The organism is Pricia antarctica (assembly GCF_900101815.1).
Lineage (GTDB): Bacteria > Bacteroidota > Bacteroidia > Flavobacteriales > Flavobacteriaceae > Pricia > Pricia antarctica.
This window is the reverse complement of the sequence record NZ_FNAO01000002.1, coordinates 544708-565305: the sequence shown is the minus strand read 5'-3', so window position 1 is coordinate 565305 and position 20598 is coordinate 544708. Positions and strand designations below refer to the sequence as shown.

General features: G+C 42.6%; 19 protein-coding genes and 1 tRNA gene. 5 read left to right on the top strand and 15 right to left on the bottom strand.

The genetic code is table 11. From position 1 onward, the window contains the following. Positions 1-856 precede the first annotated feature (856 nt). A tRNA-Leu gene (locus BLT07_RS05210) sits at positions 857-938 on the bottom strand. A 178-nt stretch (positions 939-1116) separates the two neighbouring features. Between BLT07_RS05210 and BLT07_RS05205 the strand changes: the two genes are divergently transcribed. Together BLT07_RS05205 and BLT07_RS05200 are read left to right on the top strand one after the other, a co-directional pair. Beyond that, positions 1117-2508, top strand: a complete 1392-nt coding sequence (locus BLT07_RS05205) for a dipeptidase (RefSeq protein WP_091866444.1) — start codon at positions 1117-1119, stop codon at positions 2506-2508. Positions 2509-2633: 125 nt separating this feature from the next. Then, a complete protein-coding gene (locus BLT07_RS05200) occupies positions 2634-3278 on the top strand; it encodes a hypothetical protein (protein ID WP_091866442.1) in 645 nt (214 codons plus the stop codon). Between the two features lie 41 nt (positions 3279-3319). Here the strand turns inward: BLT07_RS05200 and BLT07_RS05195 are convergent, their stop codons facing one another. Further along, positions 3320-3898: a PhnA domain-containing protein gene (locus BLT07_RS05195; RefSeq protein WP_091866440.1), complete on the bottom strand. Its 579-nt coding sequence runs from the start codon at positions 3896-3898 to the stop codon at positions 3320-3322. A 307-nt stretch (positions 3899-4205) separates the two neighbouring features. Between BLT07_RS05195 and BLT07_RS05190 the strand changes: the two genes are divergently transcribed. The 3 genes from BLT07_RS05190 to BLT07_RS05180 all read left to right on the top strand — a co-directional run bounded on the left by BLT07_RS05190 (position 4206) and on the right by BLT07_RS05180 (position 7628). Beyond that, on the top strand, positions 4206-4508 hold the full coding sequence (locus tag BLT07_RS05190; protein ID WP_091866438.1) for a hypothetical protein: 303 nt from the start codon (positions 4206-4208) through the stop codon (positions 4506-4508). A 217-nt stretch (positions 4509-4725) separates the two neighbouring features. Then, positions 4726-5091: a BlaI/MecI/CopY family transcriptional regulator gene (locus tag BLT07_RS05185; protein ID WP_091866437.1), complete on the top strand. Its 366-nt coding sequence runs from the start codon at positions 4726-4728 to the stop codon at positions 5089-5091. A 2-nt stretch (positions 5092-5093) separates the two neighbouring features. Next, positions 5094-7628 (top strand): M56 family metallopeptidase, encoded by a 2535-nt coding sequence (locus BLT07_RS05180; RefSeq protein WP_091866435.1) that lies wholly within the window; start codon positions 5094-5096, stop codon positions 7626-7628. 82 nt (positions 7629-7710) lie between these two features. On the opposite strand, the gene BLT07_RS05175 is transcribed toward BLT07_RS05180, so the two are convergent. From BLT07_RS05175 to BLT07_RS05115, 13 genes are all read right to left on the bottom strand, one after another. Beyond that, positions 7711-8712 carry a metal-dependent hydrolase gene (locus BLT07_RS05175; protein ID WP_091866433.1) on the bottom strand — a complete coding sequence of 334 codons (1002 nt, stop codon included), beginning with the start codon at positions 8710-8712 and terminating at the stop codon, positions 7711-7713. A 270-nt stretch (positions 8713-8982) separates the two neighbouring features. Next, on the bottom strand, positions 8983-10755 hold the full coding sequence (locus BLT07_RS05170; RefSeq protein ID WP_091866431.1) for a MutS-related protein: 1773 nt from the start codon (positions 10753-10755) through the stop codon (positions 8983-8985). A 281-nt stretch (positions 10756-11036) separates the two neighbouring features. Further along, the gene (locus tag BLT07_RS05165; protein ID WP_091866429.1) at positions 11037-11351 is read right to left on the bottom strand and encodes a hypothetical protein; all 315 of its coding nucleotides are present in this window, start codon (positions 11349-11351) and stop codon (positions 11037-11039) included. 81 nt (positions 11352-11432) lie between these two features. Next, positions 11433-11795, bottom strand: a complete 363-nt coding sequence (locus BLT07_RS05160) for an MmcQ/YjbR family DNA-binding protein (protein WP_091866427.1) — start codon at positions 11793-11795, stop codon at positions 11433-11435. 194 nt (positions 11796-11989) lie between these two features. After that, positions 11990-12451 (bottom strand): Dabb family protein, encoded by a 462-nt coding sequence (locus tag BLT07_RS05155; protein WP_091866425.1) that lies wholly within the window; start codon positions 12449-12451, stop codon positions 11990-11992. 124 nt (positions 12452-12575) lie between these two features. Next, on the bottom strand, positions 12576-13199 hold the full coding sequence (locus BLT07_RS05150) for a DUF4230 domain-containing protein (protein ID WP_091866423.1): 624 nt from the start codon (positions 13197-13199) through the stop codon (positions 12576-12578). Continuing rightward, the gene (locus BLT07_RS05145) at positions 13192-13551 is read right to left on the bottom strand and encodes a DUF4260 domain-containing protein (RefSeq protein WP_091866421.1); all 360 of its coding nucleotides are present in this window, start codon (positions 13549-13551) and stop codon (positions 13192-13194) included. Before BLT07_RS05145 ends, BLT07_RS05150 begins: the two co-directional genes overlap by 8 nt. Further along, positions 13548-14300 carry a cyclase family protein gene (locus BLT07_RS05140; protein WP_091866419.1) on the bottom strand — a complete coding sequence of 251 codons (753 nt, stop codon included), beginning with the start codon at positions 14298-14300 and terminating at the stop codon, positions 13548-13550. The genes BLT07_RS05145 and BLT07_RS05140 overlap by 4 nt, the downstream gene beginning before the upstream one ends. Before the next feature lie 62 nt (positions 14301-14362). Continuing rightward, positions 14363-15499: a radical SAM family heme chaperone HemW gene (gene hemW, locus BLT07_RS05135; protein ID WP_091866417.1), complete on the bottom strand. Its 1137-nt coding sequence runs from the start codon at positions 15497-15499 to the stop codon at positions 14363-14365. A 69-nt stretch (positions 15500-15568) separates the two neighbouring features. Beyond that, entirely contained in the window at positions 15569-17968 is a 2400-nt protein-coding gene (locus tag BLT07_RS05130; protein ID WP_091866415.1) for a hybrid sensor histidine kinase/response regulator, read from the bottom strand. A 185-nt stretch (positions 17969-18153) separates the two neighbouring features. Beyond that, positions 18154-18705 (bottom strand): crossover junction endodeoxyribonuclease RuvC, encoded by a 552-nt coding sequence (gene ruvC, locus BLT07_RS05125; RefSeq protein ID WP_091866413.1) that lies wholly within the window; start codon positions 18703-18705, stop codon positions 18154-18156. A gap of 178 nt (positions 18706-18883) precedes the next feature. After that, positions 18884-19354, bottom strand: coding sequence for a hypothetical protein (locus BLT07_RS05120; protein ID WP_245726455.1), 471 nt, complete (start codon positions 19352-19354; stop codon positions 18884-18886). Between the two features lie 85 nt (positions 19355-19439). After that, positions 19440-20594 (bottom strand): tetratricopeptide repeat protein, encoded by a 1155-nt coding sequence (locus BLT07_RS05115; protein ID WP_091866411.1) that lies wholly within the window; start codon positions 20592-20594, stop codon positions 19440-19442. Positions 20595-20598 lie beyond the last annotated feature (4 nt).

Genomic DNA, 20598 nt, shown 5'->3' with positions numbered 1-20598 from the left:
GCTAAAACCGGCCTTGACAAGGAGCGTAGCCTAAAGGTACGCACGTTAGCTCAAAAACTCAACTGGTTTTTCTGGTAGGAAGATTACGCACAACGGTTTCCATAAAAATATCCTGAATCCGTATCGGAGCGTCTTTAATCCAAATACCTTTTCCCCGCCCTCCGGCACAGCGGCCTCCATTGTCCATTGGAACTGATTTCCCAGAATTCCTTATAGATACTGCCGTCCGAATCGAATTTCATAACGGCCCGTTCTGTTTCCCCTTGGATGTTACACTTTTGGCCATCGATGTTCGGATCATACACCCGATGAAAACGGCCACGGCCTTTGCAAAAGTTATCCTTCTACTGGCCTAGGTTCTAAAATCCATCTTCGACATAGCATAGAAGGAGCACAAGCAGTTCGAAAGCTTGATGTTCAATAAAGAAGCAAAGGGGGTGGAGAGGAAGAGGAACGATGTGACAAAACAAACAGAAGTTTTTTCTTGAATCTTAGCAATAAGTTTTCTTCCAAAGATGGGGCAGAAGGTACTTTTCTGAACAAAAAACTACAGTATTACTATTAGGCTCTTCAATAAATATTAGCAAAATTACCGCTAATCGAATTAAAAAGCACTCTGCCAAACCAACAAAACAACTACAAAATTTCGCTACTGCTGATCTTACTAGTGGTCCCGTTAGCTCGAATCAGGGACCCCTAGAGTATGAATAAATCAAATATTATCTCAAACGATTCCAAATACTTATAAGTTATGCCAAAAGGTTGACTTTCTCAATTAAAGTAAAACCCTCATTTGTTTTAACATTGTTTTACCTAAACAAAAAAAGCCGACTCCTAAAAGTCGGCTTTCCCTTTGTACAGGCGGAGAGACTCGAACTCTCACACCTTGCGGCACTAGATCCTAAGTCTAGCATGTCTACCAATTCCATCACGCCTGCATACTTGAAAAAAAATCCACTTGAAAACTCGTGACTAAAATATAGCTCAAGATTTAATTTCGGAGTGCAAATATAAGGCAAAAATTGAAATCTCTAAATTTCAAGACGCTAAAAAGTGCTTATTTTCGTATTTTTAATTTTACGACACAAAATTCCCACAAACCCAAAACCGATTTTGATGCAAAACATCCAAAAATATATTACGGAAAACAAGCAACGCTTTCTCGACGAACTTATCGAACTGCTTAAAATTCCCTCGGTGAGTGCCGACTCCGCCTTTTCACAGGATGTGCTTGATACCGCCTATGCAGTGAAAACTGCTCTTGACAATGCGGGATGTGACACCGTAGAAATTTGCGAAACAGATGGATATCCAATAGTTTATGGTGAAAAATTAATAGACCCTAAATTACCTACGATACTAGTTTACGGCCACTACGACGTACAGCCGCCGGATCCGATGGACTTGTGGAATTCCAACCCTTTCAAACCTGTCATCGAGGTAACCGAACAACACCCCGAGGGCGCCATATTTGCTCGCGGTGCCTGTGACGATAAGGGCCAGATGTATATGCACGTGAAGGCCTTGGAATTTATGGTCAAGACCGATCAACTGCCCTGCAATGTTAAATTTATGATCGAGGGCGAAGAGGAAGTCGGCAGCAGCAACCTTTCCCTATTTGTTGCGAAGAATCGCGAAAAACTGGCCAATGACATCATTCTGATTTCCGATACGGGAATGATCGCCAACGATGTACCCTCTATTACCACCGGATTGCGTGGCCTTAGCTACGTCGAGGTCGAAGTGACCGGCCCGAATCGCGATCTGCATTCCGGACTCTATGGTGGTGCGGTCGCCAACCCCATCAATATATTAGCAAAAATGATCGCTTCCCTTCATGACGGAAACAATCATATCACCATTCCCGGATTTTACGAAAAGGTCGAAGAGCTTTCCAAAGCCGAACGCGCCGAAATGGCGAAAGCTCCCTTTAATTTAGAAGGCTATAAAAAAGCACTGAATATTGCATCCGTCTACGGCGAAAATGGGTATACCACAAACGAACGCAATTCCATTCGCCCTACCCTCGACGTCAACGGAATTTGGGGCGGCTATACCGGAGAAGGCGCAAAAACGGTCATCCCCAGTAAAGCGTATGCCAAAATATCCATGCGGCTGGTTCCCCATCAAGATTGGAAGGAAATCACCCAACTTTTCAAGACTCATTTCGAAAGCATTGCTCCCGATGGCGTTACCGTAAAAGTCACACCGCATCACGGAGGCCAAGGCTATGTCACGCCCATTGACACTTTTGCCTTTCAAGCGGCTTCAAAAGCATACGAGACTACTTTCGGCAAAAAACCGGTGCCACAACGCAGCGGGGGCAGTATTCCCATCGTTTCCCTATTCGAAAAAGAACTCGGTAGCAAAACCATTTTGATGGGCTTCGGATTGGATAGCGACGCCATCCACTCCCCCAACGAACATTTTGGCGTATGGAACTATTTGAAAGGCATTGAGACCATACCGTATTTTTATAAATTTTTTACGGAAATGAAAGGGATATAGATTTTAAACCTGTCCGTCTGGAATCTAGTGAGATTATATTTTTCAGACGATAACGAATACTTTTCATCTCATTTTTTCGTTATCTATCGACGGAAAAACATGAATCCGGTAATCGCTAAGCACCAATGCACCATTTTTCTATCCCCACAGAACTCAAACAACTAATAGATACCGAAAGAACGGATTTCGTAATCAAAAGCAAACGAAATTACCCCAAAAAGAAAGCTGTCGGACTTTTGGCCTTTGCTACTTTTTGGAACCTTATCGTCAGCGTTTTTTGGATTGTTATGCTAGTACCCCTGTTCAGCGGAAAGGAAGTACACTTTACATCGAACGGCGTTTCCAAAACCGCATCGATAGAAGATTGGGGCGATTTGGTCGCACCAAGCCTTATTATCGGCTTATTTACAGTCATAGGTATTTCAGTTTTTATATATGGTATTGTTATTATGGTACAAAAAGGAGGTTATTTTGCAGGAACGCCCACAAGATTTATCCAATTCAGAAATGGAAAAACCGCTATTACGGATTGGGAACAATTTACAGGCAACATAAAAATTGATAGTAAAGGCACCTCTGGCAACCTGGAATTCGAATTGAGAACGGGAAAAATGCAAAGCAGAAAAAATTCTAGTAATCAATTTGTGCCCGATGTCATTTATCTAACAGGAATCGAAAACGTCTTCGATATCGAAAAAAAGTGCAAAACCAGAATTAAAGAGAATGATCCTACTCCGAGTGTCATCCAGAAATCTGCGATTGGGTCGTAACAAAAATTTCGAATTTCGGCTCGGTGGCACACCTAATCGACTTAAGTCTTCTTTACATATTTTGTGATAATTACAATCTGCTGTCCCTCGACCTTCCCTTCAATATACTCGGCGTTTTCGGGGTCTAGGGAAATCCGGCGTACGGCAGTGCCTTGTTTGGCGACCATGCTCGAACCTTTGACTTTGAGGTCTTTTATCAAAACCACGTTGTCCCCCACTTCCAAAATCACTCCGTTAACATCTCTATGAATGATTTTTTCGCTTTCGTCGAGACCTTCGCCGGTGGCTTTGGCCCATTGTAGGGTTGCGTCTTCCAGATACATCATATCCAGTAGATCCTTGGGCCAACCTTCGTGCTTCAAACGCGATAGCATACGCCAAGCCACTACCTTTACGGCATCATGTTCGCTCCACATACTGTCGTTCAGACAACGCCAATGATTGGGGTCAACGGTATCTGGATCGTCGATTTGCGCGATACAGGTAGTGCAGATCAAAACGGATTGGTCAATTCCTCCCTTCGAAACGGGTGGCACCTCATATACACTTAAATTATCGGTCGAGCGGCAAAGTTCGCAGACCGCACCACTCCGTTCTTTTAATTCTTCTAAAATACCCATTTACCCACTTTTTCGTAAGATGCAAACATATACTATTTTCTCGGCGCGAAGGTATCACTTCAATAAAAAGAGAAAGCAAATTAGTGTTCAGCTAAGCCAAACTTCTCGCATAATCCAATGCATCAATTGCGGCAACCCATCACTAAGAAATAATTTCGTAGCTAGCTCTATACAGTGATTTTTTGTTTAGAACTATCACAAAATCCACGATTGCCTTGTGCGTAATTTCATCTTAAACAAACATTTGGCAAACACAAATTTTGCGATTCCTACTTTATTTCGTAACTTTTCTTAAACTCCTTTTCCAATGAGCGGGCATATTTTCGACATGGTCAACCGAATCGCGCAGAACAAAATTTCCCGGCGGAAAAAGTTCAAAGGCGACAACAGAGATCCTATGCACGACGCAGAAATCGACGTTGAGACTGAATACGTCTTTCCGAAGGTTTCCGTTCCAAAAATGGAACGTATAAAACTTCGCATACAACGAGAGGCTAAGGCCGAAAATCGCAAATCGTTGTTCTACTTTATCCTATCGCTTATGTTCGCGGCTTTGCTGGTTTGGATCATTGTCACCTTCTACGACTTGAACAAATATCCACTCTATTAGTACTATTATACCCTATTAGTACACTTCTCCCTATTAGTACACTTCTAAAGTAATTGAATTACGAGTTCTATTGACAAGCCATTTCTTTTGCATTGGTAAATCTGTCCTTTCTAAGTCTTACCCTTTTCCACTTTAAAAAATAATTTATTACTCTACATTTGTAGAATTAAAATTTTTATTCTATGTTTGTAGAGCAATGTTATAAAAAAGCTGAAAAATGCAATTATCAAAATCGGAAGAAGAGTTAATGAATATTCTGTGGAAGCAAAAAAAAGCCTTCCTGAAGGACTTGCTTGAAGTCTACCCCGAACCTAAACCGGCAACCACCACATTGGCCACCCTCTTAAAGCGGATGGCTGACAAAGGTTTTGTAGCCTATACCAGTCAGGGGCGTTCCAGAAAGTATTATCCCTTGGTAAAGAAGAAAGCCTATTTTTCAAAACAGGTCAATTCGCTGATAAAGAACTTTTTTAACGACAGTCCCGGGCAATTCGCATCTTTCTTTACTCAAGCTACCGACCTTAGTAAGTCTGAGCTTGAAGATCTGAAAAAATTGATCGACGACGAAATTAAAAAGCGATAGCCATGATAGTTTTCCTTCTTAAATCGAGTGCTTGTTTGGCCATCTTTCTGATGTTCTACAAATTGCTTTTGGAGAAAGAGTGCATGCATACCTTTAAGCGTTACTATCTGCTAGTTGCGTTGGTGTTAGCTATGGTTATACCGTCAATTACCTTTACCGAGTATGTTGAAGTAATCCCGACCACTACAATGATTGCTCCTGTGGATATGATTTCTACCGAAACCGCAATGGCCATTCGTGAAAATACTACTGAGCAAGAAGTCAATAAAACCGGAATCCATAATTGGACTCTTGCACTTTGGATGCTATACGGATTGGGCGTTTTGCTCTTCTCGTTGAAGTTCTTTTTCAATCTCCAGATAATCGCCCTCAATATTCGAAATAATCAAAAATTAAAAATCGATTCGATAATCAATGTATTACTGAAGGATGCCGTTGTTCCGCATACCTTTTTGAACTACATCTTTCTGAACCGCCAACAATTCGAGTGCAATGAAATTCCAAAGGATGTCTTGGTACACGAAGCCACCCATGCCCGACAAAAACACAGTTTGGATGTTTTGTTCGTGGAGCTGCTACAGATTGTATTCTGGTTCAATCCGTTAATTCATTGGGTCAAAAAATCGATAAAACTCAATCACGAATTTTTGGCGGACGCGGCAGTTATCCACCAGGGTTCCGCTACAGCCGACTATCAAAATATCCTATTAACTTTTGCCTCATCAGCAAACTATAAAAGCAATCAGCCGTCGATGGCCAATGCCATCAATTATTCATCCTATTCATCAATCAAAAAACGTTTTACCGTCATGAAAACACAAACCTCAAAGAAGTCGATTTTAATCAGGAACCTATTACTTCTGCCCTTGTTTAGCCTTTTGTTATATAGTTTTAGTGGAACAAAAATTATTGAAAGGCAGCAACCACTACAAAAGGTTCCGAGTCACGAACAAAAATTGGTTCAGCAAATCGACAAAAACAAGGATACACCTAAGATTACCCAAAAAGGGCCAAGCGCGTCCGACTTTGAACAATGGAAAAATAAGGGTGAGTTTGCGATATGGATTCATGGCAAACCCGCAGATAATTCAGTCTTGAGCAATTATAAGCCATCTGATTTTACCGATTACTTCTTGAGCTTTGTGTCTAAAAACGCCCGTAACGAAAAATATCCTCAACCCTATCAACTACATCTATATACCCACGAAGAAGTTGAAAAAAACGCTCAAAATGATGAAATAATTACTGTTTATATCAACAAAAAGAGCCAATTGCTAATCCATGATGAGTTGGTTGAAATTACAAATCTTGTATCCTTTTTGTCAAAAATGAACAGCCAACTTTCAAAAGAGGAGAGAAAAAAAGTAGTCCGTGCAGAGATTATACCCGATAACAGTGCGCCCAAGGATGTAATTGCTAAGGTTGAAAATATTCTAAAGGAATACGGGGTTGCCCAAATCGATGTTGTAGAAGGGCAAGTTCCTTTTCTCGCTTCTTCTCAAAAAGGTGCGACAAAAGAACAAATTTTCAAATACAACGCTTTGGCAAAAAAATATAACGCACTACCCAAAGAAAAGCGGGTCATTCCTTCCGGGGATTTGAAAAGTTTGGAAACTATCTATGGCAAAATGACCAACGAACAAAAGACTGACGCACAACCCTTTCCCGAATGCCCCGACCCAAAATCATCAAATCAGGAAGGTGCTACCAAAAAACAAGTCGGCGAATATAATGGATTGGCAAAAACATACAACAAGATGCTGGCCAATACTGGAAATATCCACATCAAAAGATCGGATGTTGACCGCTTTGAATACCTGCATAGCATCATGACCGAAGACCAGCGAGCCCAAGCAGAACCTTTCCCAGATTTTCCGGAGCCACCCGAACCACCGATGCCCCCGAGTCCGCTAGAACCCAATGATGAAGTATATGCCGAAAAAATTATCGAAGAAATCATTGTTAATCAAGATCCGTACGACGACTTGGGTCGCAACATAAATCTGTCGGTAGACCGTAATGGGAAGAAAAAGCCTTATCCGAATAAAAATCATTCAACTATTCGAACTGTTGAAGAAGTCGAAAATAAGGAGGAAGTAATTAAAGAAATTATCGAGAATCAAGAAATTATTGCTGAAGAACGCCCTCTAATAACAACACCATTCTGGCTTTTAAATTCAGAAAAAGAAGCTGAAGTCTATTTGGAGGGAAAGGAAATTACATATGCGAAAATGAAGAAGATGGAGCGGAATGGTATGATTACAAGTATGACCATCACCAAAATACCTAATGGGAACAGTATTATAAAATTGAACGAAACAAGCTTTCAACCCCCTACTCCACCTAATCCTCCTGCTCCAAAATCACCTCTTGAACTGCTCAAAGAACTCAAAAAAGACAATGTCAAAATCATATTCGACGGAAAGGAAATTGGGTGCGAAGAAGCTGAAACGCTATTCGAAGAAAATACCTTTAGCCGTGTAAACCTAAGAAAGGGAACAGAGGGCAGACCAGTGCTGGAAGTTTCGAAGGACTAAGGTATCTACCATGTCCTTAGGCTATTCCGCAGGAAAGGTGAGGAGATTCACAGAGAAATAGATGCTGTTTTTCAAACTCCATTTAATTCCCCCACATCCGTTCCCAAAGGGCCGATAACAGTTTTTTGGCATCTCGATTGAATTTTTCGGTCTCCTGAACTTGTAGTCCGTCTTCGGTTTCGATCAATTTATAGCTGAAAGTGAAACGGGTTTCCTTAGGATCAAGGCTGATCAATCCGAAACGGAGGTCGTTAAAAAAAAGAGTGCCCTCTTTCTGGGTAATCGTATACCAATCTTCCGCTATTTTGGCAAGTCTTTTTAGTTTAGCCTCTTGCTTAAGAGCCCCTAGAAGTTGCCGGTTTTTTGGATATTCGTTGAAATTAATTGCCTTGGAATCAAAAAATGAATAATTACCAATGAGATAGGCATCCCCGACATCGATATTGGCCGTCCATAACATCGTATTAAGAGGTGTCGGACGCGTATCGATGGCCTTGTAGTCAATACCTTTGGCGTCTAAACTATCCACAAATTTCCTATGGGCAACCCCTTTTAGAAGTAGGGTAACCAATAAATAACTACAGCTTATAATAAGACCCATTTGGTTATATTTTTTGCGTTTTGGGGATAGTCGTTGTTGCCGCATCGCCAAAATAAGGAACACCAGAAAGGGGAGGGTGTACAAGGGGTCGATCACAAAAATGTTCTTAAAGGCTAAACGCAGTTCGAACGGCCAGAACAGCTGTGTGCCCCATGTGGTACAAGAATCCAAAATAGGATGCGTAAACAATCCCCAGAACATCAGCCAACTCCAATCCATAAAGGTAGCCCGGCTTTTGCGTTCAATCCTGTAGATCAACCATCCGAAAATCGGGGAGAACAGCACCGCAAAAAAGATAGAATGGCTGAAACCCCGATGCCATTCGGTAGCCGTTACGGTATCGACGAAGTATCTTGTCAGCACGTCGAGATCGGGAATCGTACCTGCAATTGCCCCGTAAAGCATGGCTTTGTTTCCTACCTTTTTACCAAGAACGGCCTCCCCGACGGAGGCACCTAATACGATTTGAGTTAATGAATCCATTTATAAAAGGTAAAGGGCGAGTTTCAATGTCAAGATCAAAAAATTCAATCTTTCGGCCCGGTTCAGGGCAGGTTTTCAAAACTACTTTGTAGTTGGGTTCAAAGTTTTTATGACATTACTTGTATCTTAAATCACAGCGCGGACTTGCATTGAAACTTGAAACTTCCATAAGGCAGACCATCCTACCGGATAGGCAGAACCGAAGCTTGAGCCTCTTTTTCTTTTCCACTTTCCACTTTCCACTTTCCATTTTCCATTTTCCATTTTCCACTAATCAACAATTTCCATTTTTCTAAGCAAAAACGACGCATTCATATTCTGGCAAATGCCCTCTTTGAACTTGTAATCAAAATGCAGCTCGTTGTCGATAATCTCGGCGTCAAAATAATGATTTTCTATTTGGGGGAGTTCTTTGGCGACCTCGCACAGGCTAAGGTCATGTGTGGCGATGATTCCCGTGGATTTCGATCTGACCAAACGCTCGACGAATTTTCGACTTCCCTTTGCTTTGTCGGTGCTGTTCGTGCCTTTCAGTATTTCGTCCAACACAATAAAATACCGATCCATTTGTATTTCATCGACAATGAACTTCAAGCGTTTCAGTTCGGAAAAGAAGTAGGACTCGTCATCGGTCAGTGAATCGGTCGTACGCATACTGGTTATCAGTTTTATGGGAGAATATTCGACTGATGAGGCATAGACCGGAAGCCCCACATTGGCCATCATGATCTGTAAAGATACGGTGCGCAAAAAGGTGCTTTTTCCCGCCATGTTGGCGCCCGTAATGATAAAAAACTGCTCCTTTCCGATTTGGAAATCGTTCAGGACGCTTTTTTCAGGATGTAAAAGGGGATGGCCGGCCCCCTCGGACTTCAGCACAATTTCCCCCTTGGATAAAACAGGATAGGAATACTTTGGATGATTAAAAGCGAAGTTGCCAAGACTGTTATATGCATCGAAAAAGGCTATTGTGTCGAACCATTCCTCGACCGAGTTTCCGTGATGTTTTACCCATTTTTCAATTTTATAAGCCAGTTGCAAATCCCATAAAAAAAATCCGTTGACCAACGGTCCCATTAAAAGATTCCTGCCTTGATCTAGTGCATATAACAGTTTTAAAAATTGCTTTAAAATTTTAGAAGTCTTTTCGACTTCCCGGAGAATGGCATTCTTTTTTTTCTTGAGCAAATCGGATTCGAAATTGATATTTTCCAAGGCAACAATCAATTTTTGGTATTGTTGAAAAGTGTCCGATATTTTTGAGGCGTCTGAAGAAAGCACATTGATTTTTTTGAAGAATTGACCAGTAATTCCCAATCCTAAGAAAAACCAGATAGTCAGCAACCAGCCAGAAATTCCTCCAAGAGAATAGGTCGCGATCAGTACACCCGAAAACACCGAGAAGATTAACGGCACATACCTCATCGAGCTAGGAACGAACGGATTGTAGTTCTTCATCCATTCGATGATGGCGCGATAAGGCTTTTCTGCCTTGACCAAGGATGCATTAGCAGCAAAATCGTGTCGCCATTCCGGAATTTGGGCGAGTTCTTTGATAGCTTCCTGTTTTTCCGGAATGTTGGCAATGGAATTTTCCTTAAGCAATCCCGCAAAGGTATCACTGCCCTGTTGCAGAGCCGTACGGTTGGCGTATTGGTAAAATGAACCCCTTCCGAAGAGGTCGATATCCTGACTGAAATAATGTAGCGGGTCTTTAAATACATCCCCTTCCGGCAAATCGTGAAAATCGCGCCGCAGAACCTTGATTTCGGTTTCGTTGATCTGTATAAGCGCCTTTAGCCTATCCCGCTTATATTGCAGGTCGGAATGTCTAGAAACTAGAAAAAGAAAAAGAACGATGGCCAGCAGTATGATTGCCAGTACCCATTTGGTATTACCGAAGACCAAATAAATGCCGAGGCCCGCAACACAGAAAACCGCCAGACGGATCATGCTCGAGGCAAAAAGTATCTTTTTTATCCGGGATAGTTCCGCCCCGTATTTCTTGATTTCATTGGTATAAAAGGAAGTCAGATCTTGCATGCGGCGTTTCTTGTTTTAAGCGTACGCTTAAAACAATGCTAACTGATAATCAGTATTTTGAGGTCTTGGCTATGAATTAAATCGGTCGCATATCGAGGGACAGGACTGATTTAATTTGACGCCATGGTTCTCGAAATACTGGTTTTCAGGAAGCAGGGTTTTCAAACATACTCTAAGAACGCCAAATATAGGTCTTTCGTTTCAGCTTCATTGCATTGCACTGAGCATCGCAATTTGTCTTAGGTGATCGATATCATGCTATGCGATACTGGGCAATATATTTACAAAAGTATACTTCTTGCCAGGCACTTTTTTTTCAATAACTCCTCAGTAGCGTCGGATAAAATTTCGAGAAAGTCTTTATGGGTCTGCTGTAGGCGCATCGTTAATTCATCCCACTCCTTTTTACCATTGATATAAACACTGCTCCAATCATTCGGGCCATCGATTTTAACATCGTACGCCACATTTCCCATCCATTTTATTAGAACGATAATCCGCCAATTAATCATATACTGTATCAACACAGCAATGGACTTTATATCCTTTTTCGTATCGTTGACAATTTCCCAAGGAACTGCATCTAATTTTTCCATTACCGAAATGCCGTACCATGGCTTTCCTTCGAAACATTCGTTTAAATGATCAATAATCGGTTCGAGCTGATTTTTTTCATGTCATAGGCGAAGCGCATTCAATTCCGTTTTTGCCTTTTGGGTAAGTTTGGCAACTACTAAATCATACGAAAGATCGACCAGTTCAATTATCAGTTTAGGCGGAAGATTATCCAGATAAAGCGTGTTCCAATGGGTTTTGCTCATGTGATACCCGGGAATGATAAAACCGTCATGTTCTTCCCGGAGCTCGACGGATCGCTCGGGATCACATTTTAGGTTTACCTGCGACGGAAGTCTTTCTAAGGCGCACAGGGCAAATATCTTGCTCATAACCTTGAAAACCAATGTATCGGGGCCGAAGGGCAGTTCTTCGGTCACGCCTTTTTTAGTGATGCAGTAGTTTCTGAATTCTTCTATGTTCATTGTTCCTTGGATTCGTCATTGCGAGCCAAACCTAACCGGTAAGCTGCGAGCTGGCGCGGCAATCAGTTGAACTTTCTAGTGGGCTTTAACAGATTGCAACGTCATGATCAACTGTACGCACGCTCGACAGTTTTCAGCATCACGTAGACTCCAAGAGTAGTTTCAACTTATTTATCGCTCCTCGCAAAACGTGGTCAATTCACGCTCTGGGAATCGTACACTATCACCTTCTCCCACAATTTCTCCGATTCTTCAATGAAGACCTTGTGTGGCGGTTCGTCTTGATAGTGCTGTTGTGCTTCGGCAGATTCAAAACTTAGGATTAACGAATAGGTGAACGATCCATCGACAACATTTCGGCTCGCCTTTGGGGGTTTACCGATGAACGTGGTCTTCGCGTAGGCAGATTTGCTCAAGAACTTTTTAAGCGATGTCTCGAAGGCCATCCGGTCTTCTTGACTGTCGGGGTTTTTTAACCAGAAAAATACGGTATGTGCAAAATGAGGATCGAATTCTTTCATAGATAATTTTTCATTTTTGTGATTCCCGCCCTTCGGCTCCGCTCTGGATGAATTCCGACGGGAATCGGTTTCTGTTTGGCCATAGGCCGTTAAAGCAAAGACCAAAAATAATAATGTAGTGCCAATAGTTCTCATAAATTTTAGTTTTGTAGTTGTAAAAGCTGGCTCAGCCATTTAGGAATTGTGACGGCAGGTCATTGATGTGCGTCAATATACCAGTTTCAAATTTCCAGCAGCTCTTGGAAATGCCCGCTCCTAATTATTTCTCCAGCTGCTCCTTCTGTTTCTCCGTGACCTCCAAAGCTGAGTAATCCAGTTTCCAACCGATGGTTTCTACGATTTTTTCTATTAGGAGAACGGCCTGTAAGGCTTCCCTTCCAGCAGTTTCCATCAGGCCGCTACCGGGCACTTTTTCGCGGATGTGCTGTTTAGCTTCCTTGTTCAGCAAAGTAAGGTCATCCGACGAAAAGAAATTGAACATGCCGCTTCGAATGTCATAAAACTGGATATCAGGTTCGATGGACAAAATCTCTGGCTTTGGAAACTTCCGCATAATAATTTTTTTGCTCTCGTTATCGGCCGTCAATTCCACTTTCTTGAGGTCATACCCGATCTGCACCTTGGCATTGATAATCAACAAGGCCTTTTTCTTACTGCCCACCAAACTCATAAAATATTCCCTGATGTTCTCGTACTTGTAGATTTCGGCAAACTCCCCCTCCACGGATACGAGCTTACAGACGCTCCGGATTTTTTCTAAAAGTACAGTGGACTGATGGTTCGTGATTTCCTTCCTTTTCTTCATGCGAAAAAAAGTATAGACCCAGTAGGTCACGATCGCACCAAGCGCCAGCCCTAAAAATGTATCGAAAATGCTATCCATTTGTATTCCCTATTTCCCCCAAATGCGTAAACTTGAATCCTTTGTCGTATTTCAGTCCGTAACCGAAAATACGGTCCATGGCGGAATGCGAAAATAAGATGATCCCGGCCAATTGGCATAAAGGTAATGAAAGATAACTTCCTAAAAGGTATAGGGCAATGGCCACCGCCTTGTGATGAAAGATATTGTATAGGGCGGCACCGGCCCGGTTTCCGAATAAGTAACCTATCATACCGATATCCGGCGCCAATATAAGCACTAAAAACCACCACCATTGGTAATTCAAAAGACCGAAAAGGTGGATGCCCAGAGCGAACATCAGAATTTCCTCCATTTTTAGCAAGAGATTCATTTCTCCAAAATTTTATACAAAACCGGCCGGCTCGGGCTGGCATCGTTTTCGAAGGGCGCGACCTGCAAATTCAAAAAATAGCGGCCGTCTACGACACCATTTGGCACATAGATCAGTTCGGTGATGGTCGCTTGTTTGCGAAGCTGGCCATCAAAATCCCAAAAGGCCTTGTGGGCAAGTAATTGACCGCCATCGTTTTCTTTATCCACCGACGGCAGGTCGATAAGTAGGTGTTCGACCCCAATGTCGACCAAAAATTGCACCGCATCCTCTAAAAGATAGGGCGGATTCGTGCCGGAATACTGCCGTGATAGTTTTGTTCGGTCATTGGGCATACTGCGAAGTACCAATGCGGTCGGTTTCTTGTCTTGTAATGCCAGCTCTAAAATATGTTTTGAGAAGACCCAATCGTCGTTTTGAAGTTCCGGTGTTACGGAAATCAGTTCCGCCAAAGAGAAAAAGTGATCTAGATTTTGGTTGATGGAATGGAATTCCTCCGTGATGTGTCCGACACATTCCGTATGGGTTCCGTGCGCATGCGGATTGAATGCAATATCGTTAAAATTGATGGGGGCACCTACGGATACCTTTCCTACAAAATCACCATCGATGTGTGGTGTTATTTTAGGCGGTGCCAAACCCCAAGCATTCACATTTTGTGCATCGCCGCGTAGGGGAATGGAGATGTCCAAAGGGCTAAGGAGGTCGATTTGGTAGGTCTGGTCGTTGTGTTCTACATTAGCTATCATTGCAAAAGTTGTTTAAAATCGTCATTGCGAGCCATGCGGCCGTAGGCCAGCATGGCTCGCAATTACTGACCCAAATTTAGCATAAAAAGATCCGATGCAATTCCATCCGCTAGAAATTGTCCTTTTTTGGTGGTCAAAAGGAGGTCTCCATCCAAATATAACAGTTGTCCCTCCCTGTGCTTTTTGGCCTGTTTGAGTAGATACTCCCTATACTTTGTTCCATATTCGGATGAAATCCTATCCAAAGAAACGCCCCAGATCGTTCGTAACCCCGTCATGACGTATTCATTGTATTTGTCCGTGGTCGAGAGGATTTCCGTTTCCATGGGAAGTTCGCCGCTTTCGATGGCTTTCAGATATTTGGGATTATTATTGATGTTCCAGCCTCGCCGCAAACCATCAAACGAATGTGCGGATGGCCCGATACCGATGTATTTTTTCTGCTGCCAGTAGGCCGTATTGTTTCGGGAAAAATAGCCCGGTTGACCGAAATTGGATATCTCGTAACTTTTAAATCCGGCAGCTTCCAAAGTTTCAGAGAGGATGTGGAAATGGGCCTGGGCGACCTCATCATCGACGTTTTTTATGATACCTTTTTTAATAAAATTGGCCAAGGCAGTGTTCGGTTCCACGGTCAAGGCATAGCTGGAAATGTGGGGTATGTCGAGGAACAAAGCTTTTTCTATATTCTGTTTCCAGCGCGCATTTGACATATCGGGGATGCCGTAAATAAGATCTATGGAAATATTGTCGAAGTATTTTTTGGCCAGTCGGATGCAACCCTCCGCTTCCTCGGCATTATGGGCACGGTTCATCAGTTTTAAATCAGCCTCAAAAAAGGACTGGACACCTACGCTAAGTCGATTTAACGGTGAAGCGGCCAAGGTTTCTATTTTTTCCAAGGATAGGTCATCGGGGTTGGCTTCCAAGGTAATCTCGGGACTATCCGATACTTCGAAATTGGTGTAGACCGTTTCTATTATAGATTGTATTTCATCGACAGTAAGCACACTGGGAGTGCCACCTCCGAAATAGATGGTTTCGACAACCTCATCGCTAAACTCGTCCCTTCTTAAAACCAATTCTTTTTGCAATGCGGAAACCATCGCCTCCTTTTTCCCCATCACGGTCGAAAAATGGAAGTCGCAATAATGACAGGCTTGTTTGCAAAAAGGAATGTGAATATAAATACCGGACATCAACGTTATGGTTCAAGGTGTAAAAGTACCAATTCATTCGTTGACCTATTGATTCCTTCAAATACAAGACTACCGGCCGACGGGCACAAGATTCTTTCTAATCTTGCTACAAAGAAGGTCGGCCTTTACGGGCTTGGTCATGTAGTCGTTCGCCCCTAACCTGAAAACTTCCTTTTTGGTGGCATCGGTAGCGTCGGCGGTAAGGACCAGAATTGGAATATTCTTTATGGCTTCCCCTGCTTTTCCGGAGCGAATATTGGCGGTAGCCTCGAAACCGTCCATGACGGGCATTTGTAGATCCATTAGAATGATGTCGTAGGTGCACTGTTTAAGCATTTCCATGGCTTCCCCGCCATGATTCGCTATTTCTAAATGAATGTTTTGCCACTGTTTGACCGCCAGTTTGACGACCATTTGGTTCATTTTATTATCCTCTACCAGAAGGATACGGCATCCATCAAAATTAGTTTTACCGACTTCTCCGATTTTTATATCCTCTGGTTCGGAAGTTTGGCTTACGTCTATTTTAAACTCCAGCTCTACACGGCACACCGTACCCTGATCAGCGGCATTTTGTATGTTGATATTTCCATTTTGAAGGTCGACATAACTCTTGGCCACATAGAGTCCCAGTCCCAGTCCGTAAAACTCCCGTTTATCCGCACTAGAATTTTTTGTAAAAGATTCATAGATGGTGCTCATTTTTTCCTTGGATATACCGCTACCGGTATCCTGAATAGAGAAAACAAATCCTACCGAAGCATCTTTTTTCAGGCGATGGTCCACATGAAAGCTTACCTTGCCAGACGAGGTGAACTTAACCGCATTATCTAAAAGATTGTTGAGCACCTGAATCAATTTTCTTCGGTCGCCGATGATTTTTTCGGGCATTCCTGTGGCATGCGTGTAGGTGAAATCGATATTTTTATGCTGTGCCTTATTTTGGTTGATTCGTGCGACCCTGTTCAATGTGTTATGAAGGTCAAAAGGATTTTCATCTAGTTCCTGCTCCCCCTTTTCGATACTCGTAAAGTCGATAATGTCATCGACGTGGCCCAAAAGCGTTTCCGAGGAGTTCAATATCAGTTGGCACTTTTCTTGAAGGTCTTTATCCCTTTTATCTTTCCGAAGGGTTTCCGCTACGCCCATGATCAGGTTCAATGGCGTTCGTAGTTCATGGCTTATGTTCGAGATAAAAGAGGATTTCATATCGTTCATATCCTCAAGCCGTTGCAAGGCCAGAAGCTGGTTTTTTTCATTGCTTTCCCGAAGATTTCGGATGCGGTTGCCCATGGAAAGTGAAAGAAAAATAATCTCAAGGCCGATACCGAATTTGGCTCCGTTCTCCGTGATAAAAGAGTTGGGCAACAAGTTGAGATTATTTAGGATGAACACTACGAAACCAAGTATCAAGAAACTGATACCTAGCATAAAGAACCTATCCACCTCGACTTTTTTTATTCGTAAGAAGACAATCGAAGTTATGGTCAAAAGTAAAATGGCCAACCCGATGTGGTTTGCCAAAGGATAGCAATAGGCTAAAAATCCCGGTACTGCCAAAAGCGCCAGAGTAACAATAAATGTAATGCCCGACATGATTTCAAAGGCGGCCAATAGATAGGTGCCATGGTTCTTAATATCCAAAAACTTCCGGCCATAATTTACGAAAAAGAACAGGGATATCAAGGCGGCAAAAAGCACGGCCCTTTTCGAAAAGTAGCCCCCGTCGGGAAGGATGTACTGATGGAAAAGCCCATCCAAAGAAAACTGCAATAGGGCGATAAACAAGACATAAAGACCATAATACACGAAAGCAGTATCGCGCATCGCAAAATAAAAGAAGAGGTAGATGATACAGGCCAAAACCAGAATGCCGTAGAAAAACCCGTAGAACAATTGCTCTTTGTAGGTTTCGTATAAAAATAATTTTTCCGGTACTAATTTTAGGGGAAGCATTACCACTTCGCCATCGCTTTTTATATGGATATAAGCTTCAATAGTCCGCCCTGCACCTATATCTATCCGGAAAGCGGATTTTCGGTGCAAAATACTTTTTTGACCGAATGGGATGGCATCCCCACTTTTCTGGGATGTTATTTTCTCGGGGCCATCCTTGATGTACAGCGTAACGATATCCGTTATCGGGCGAGCGGTTTCCAAATAATAATGCCCCTCTTTTTCAGTTTGATTTTTCAGTTGAAAACGCATCCAAAAGTTATCCTTCGAAAAACCCAGATTTTCGTCAAAATCGGTCAGGGGTTCAAACGAATCAGGGTCCGAAAGACGGATTATTTGGTCTATTGAATAGGATTTTGTTCCCGCGACAAATAACTCGGCCTTTGAGCGAAGAGATATGGGGCTTTTAAGATTTTCGGTGATGACTAGCTGTGCTTGAAGTAAACCGCACCCACATAGCAAAAAAGCTAGCACGAAAAATAGGTGGAAAGAATACTGTCTGATATGCCGCATAAAAAGTAGGTTTACCTACCGCTTTTTTGGACAACGGTATGTTATGATTCTATAAAAAACCCATAGTATTAGGAACGTGAACGTTTTAATACGGCTTTTATTTTAAAACGAAGGGAATGCGATTTTAATTCGATTTGTCGGATTACCCGCGATTTAATTCGATAAAATCATTTAACGGTACTGAATCACTTGACTTTTTTCGGATTTTGCTTCACGAAAGCCTCCCAACCGGTGTAGCTTTTACCGGCCTCGACCCTACCCTCGTTGTAGAAATGGCAGACCGCTGCGGCAAGGCCGTCGGTACTGTCCAGATTTTTGGGAAGGGATTTTAGGCCCAAGGTGCTTTGCAGCATTTTAGCGACCTGTTCCTTACTCGCATTGCCATTGCCCGTAATGGCCATCTTGATTTTTTTGGGAAGGTATTCCGTAATGGGAATTTGCCGTGAAAGACCTGCGGCCATGGCCACACCTTGCGCACGACCTAACTTGAGCATTGATTGTACATTCTTGCCATAAAACGGAGCCTCGATGGCAATTTCATCGGGATGGTACTGATCGATCAAATCGATGGTACGCTCAAAAATTAGTTTCAGCTTAGTGTACGGATCTTTATACTTGCTCAGAAGCAGCTCGTTCATTTGAAGGAAAGCCATTTTTTTATCGACTACTTTTATAAGCCCGAAACCCATGATTGTAGTTCCGGGGTCTATGCCTAATATGATTTTTTCTTTGGACAAAAAAGGGAGTTTATGGGTTTATAGGTTTATGAGTTTATCTTGGAGTTCGGTTTGCAGCATGCCCTAGTTGGTATTGGTTTGACATTTGCAAGCATAAAATTCAAGGTTCAATCACGCCTAAAGGTATTAAACCTTAAACCAACCATGGCGCAACGCTCCTCGCCATGAAAACAGCGGCCTACTGCAAAACAATCGGTATCCGAAATTTAGCACTTACGGGAATGCCACGCTTCAAGGCAGGTTCTATCTTCGGAAGGCTGTTCAGGCTTTTTTCGATCTGGTTACGAAAATCGGGGACTTGTTGGCTTAGCTGTTCATCGTTTTTGATGTTTATCAGGGTAATCGCGCCAGTATCTTCCATTCTGAAATTGACAAAAATGGTATCCTTAATTTCCTTTTCCAAAACAAGATCCGAATTTTGCAAGGACTTGGAAAAGTGCCTCAGCAAGGTTTCCATAAAGCACTTTTTCTGATCGGATTTGCTGTCCAGTTCATCACAATCGGCAAAAAGGGGGTATTGGTCCACATCTTCCCAATCAATGGCCAGTATTTCTTGGTCGACCAGTTCTTGAGTCCTTTTCTCCCGTTTGGCAGACCAGTCACAAGCGGTCAGCAGGCATAGCAAAAATAAAATGGAAAGGTTCCGCATTACCTTGGATTGTTAGGCGGAAATTACGATTTTTTTGTGGGATTCATGGAGGAATGTAGGAAAAGAGCGGAGCCAGAGAGACCAGTTAATTCTTCGCAAAATGAATCTCCTCCTTCAATTCCTTAATCCGCTTGGTTGCTGTTTTTGAGGCATAGGGCCTATTCGCACCAAACTTTTTAATAAAATTTTCATAGTACCCCAACTTCATTTTCGGGTCTTTGAACAGTTGATCGGCCACAGTGCAGATGTTGAAATAGAGCATCTCATCGGAAGGGGCTTCTTTATACGCGAGTTTATAATAGGCCAAAGCGGATTTCAAGTTGTTCCGCTCCCGTGCAAAACTGGCCAACGAACCATAGCCTTTGGCAAAGATAGGTCGCTGAATGTTCATGGCCTTGTTGATGTAGATTTCAGCGCTATCAAGCTGTTTGTTTTTCCATAGGGTCTCAGCCATACCAAAATAGGTATCGGAATTTTGGTCATCGATACCGATCAGGATGCGATAGGTTTCCTTGGCCTTTTCGAATTCCCAGTTTTTATAGTAGCAATACCCCAGTTTCTCGTAGACATAGGGCTTGTTCTCGCCAAGTTCAAGCAGGCGTTCGAACCATGGGATTGCGGTTTTGTATTGGTTATCATTATAATATATCAGCGCTTTTAAATTGATCAGGGAAACGTCGTTTTTATAGAATCGGAGTCCCACATCGACGTACCTTAATGCTTGGTCGCGTTCTAGTTTAATCGTAAAGTATTTGCCTAATTGGAACAGACTGCGCAAATGGTTGCTATCCAATTCGATAGCGCTTTTATAGGCGACCAGGGCACTGGCGGGTTGGTCGAGCTCCTGAAAGGTTTCGCCGAGATAGTAGTGGTATTCAGGATTATCGTTTCCAGAAGCGGTCAATTGGGAAAAAAGTTTCCGCGCTTCGTCGTACGCCTTGGCCTTAAGCAGTAATTTTCCCAATTCAAAACGGGGAATCTGCCAATCGGGATGCTGCCCTATTACACTCTGATACTGCACAATGGCTTTCTCTAAATTGCCTATGGCGTTATAGGCCCGGGCAATCTGAAGACCTGAATTTTCACCTCCTGTTTCTGCGTAATAATTTATCGCCTTGTTGTAGTTGCCCGTGGCGTAGAGGCTGTCGGCGATTTTCAAGTAGCCTTTGGCGTCAGGCGGAGCTTGGGCATCAATTCTAAAAATTATGCTGCCGACAAAAATAAGTAGTAAGCTTCTCAAAATC

Coding starts and splice junctions, on each gene's coding strand:
- BLT07_RS05205 (WP_091866444.1), top strand. CDS start 1,117: ATGCAAAACATCCAAAAATATATTACGGAAAACAAGCAACGCTTTCTC.
- BLT07_RS05150 (WP_091866423.1), bottom strand. CDS start 13,199: ATGGATAGCATTTTCGATACATTTTTAGGGCTGGCGCTTGGTGCGATC.
- BLT07_RS05145 (WP_091866421.1), bottom strand. CDS start 13,551: ATGAATCTCTTGCTAAAAATGGAGGAAATTCTGATGTTCGCTCTGGGC.
- BLT07_RS05185 (WP_091866437.1), top strand. CDS start 4,726: ATGCAATTATCAAAATCGGAAGAAGAGTTAATGAATATTCTGTGGAAG.
- BLT07_RS05160 (WP_091866427.1), bottom strand. CDS start 11,795: ATGAACATAGAAGAATTCAGAAACTACTGCATCACTAAAAAAGGCGTG.
- BLT07_RS05140 (WP_091866419.1), bottom strand. CDS start 14,300: ATGATAGCTAATGTAGAACACAACGACCAGACCTACCAAATCGACCTC.
- BLT07_RS05175 (WP_091866433.1), bottom strand. CDS start 8,712: ATGGATTCATTAACTCAAATCGTATTAGGTGCCTCCGTCGGGGAGGCC.
- BLT07_RS05165 (WP_091866429.1), bottom strand. CDS start 11,351: ATGGAAAAATTAGATGCAGTTCCTTGGGAAATTGTCAACGATACGAAA.
- BLT07_RS05180 (WP_091866435.1), top strand. CDS start 5,094: ATGATAGTTTTCCTTCTTAAATCGAGTGCTTGTTTGGCCATCTTTCTG.
- hemW (WP_091866417.1), bottom strand. CDS start 15,499: ATGTCCGGTATTTATATTCACATTCCTTTTTGCAAACAAGCCTGTCAT.
- BLT07_RS05130 (WP_091866415.1), bottom strand. CDS start 17,968: ATGCGGCATATCAGACAGTATTCTTTCCACCTATTTTTCGTGCTAGCT.
- BLT07_RS05170 (WP_091866431.1), bottom strand. CDS start 10,755: ATGCAAGATCTGACTTCCTTTTATACCAATGAAATCAAGAAATACGGG.
- BLT07_RS05120 (WP_245726455.1), bottom strand. CDS start 19,354: ATGCGGAACCTTTCCATTTTATTTTTGCTATGCCTGCTGACCGCTTGT.
- BLT07_RS05190 (WP_091866438.1), top strand. CDS start 4,206: ATGAGCGGGCATATTTTCGACATGGTCAACCGAATCGCGCAGAACAAA.
- BLT07_RS05195 (WP_091866440.1), bottom strand. CDS start 3,898: ATGGGTATTTTAGAAGAATTAAAAGAACGGAGTGGTGCGGTCTGCGAA.
- BLT07_RS05200 (WP_091866442.1), top strand. CDS start 2,634: ATGCACCATTTTTCTATCCCCACAGAACTCAAACAACTAATAGATACC.
- BLT07_RS05155 (WP_091866425.1), bottom strand. CDS start 12,451: ATGAGAACTATTGGCACTACATTATTATTTTTGGTCTTTGCTTTAACG.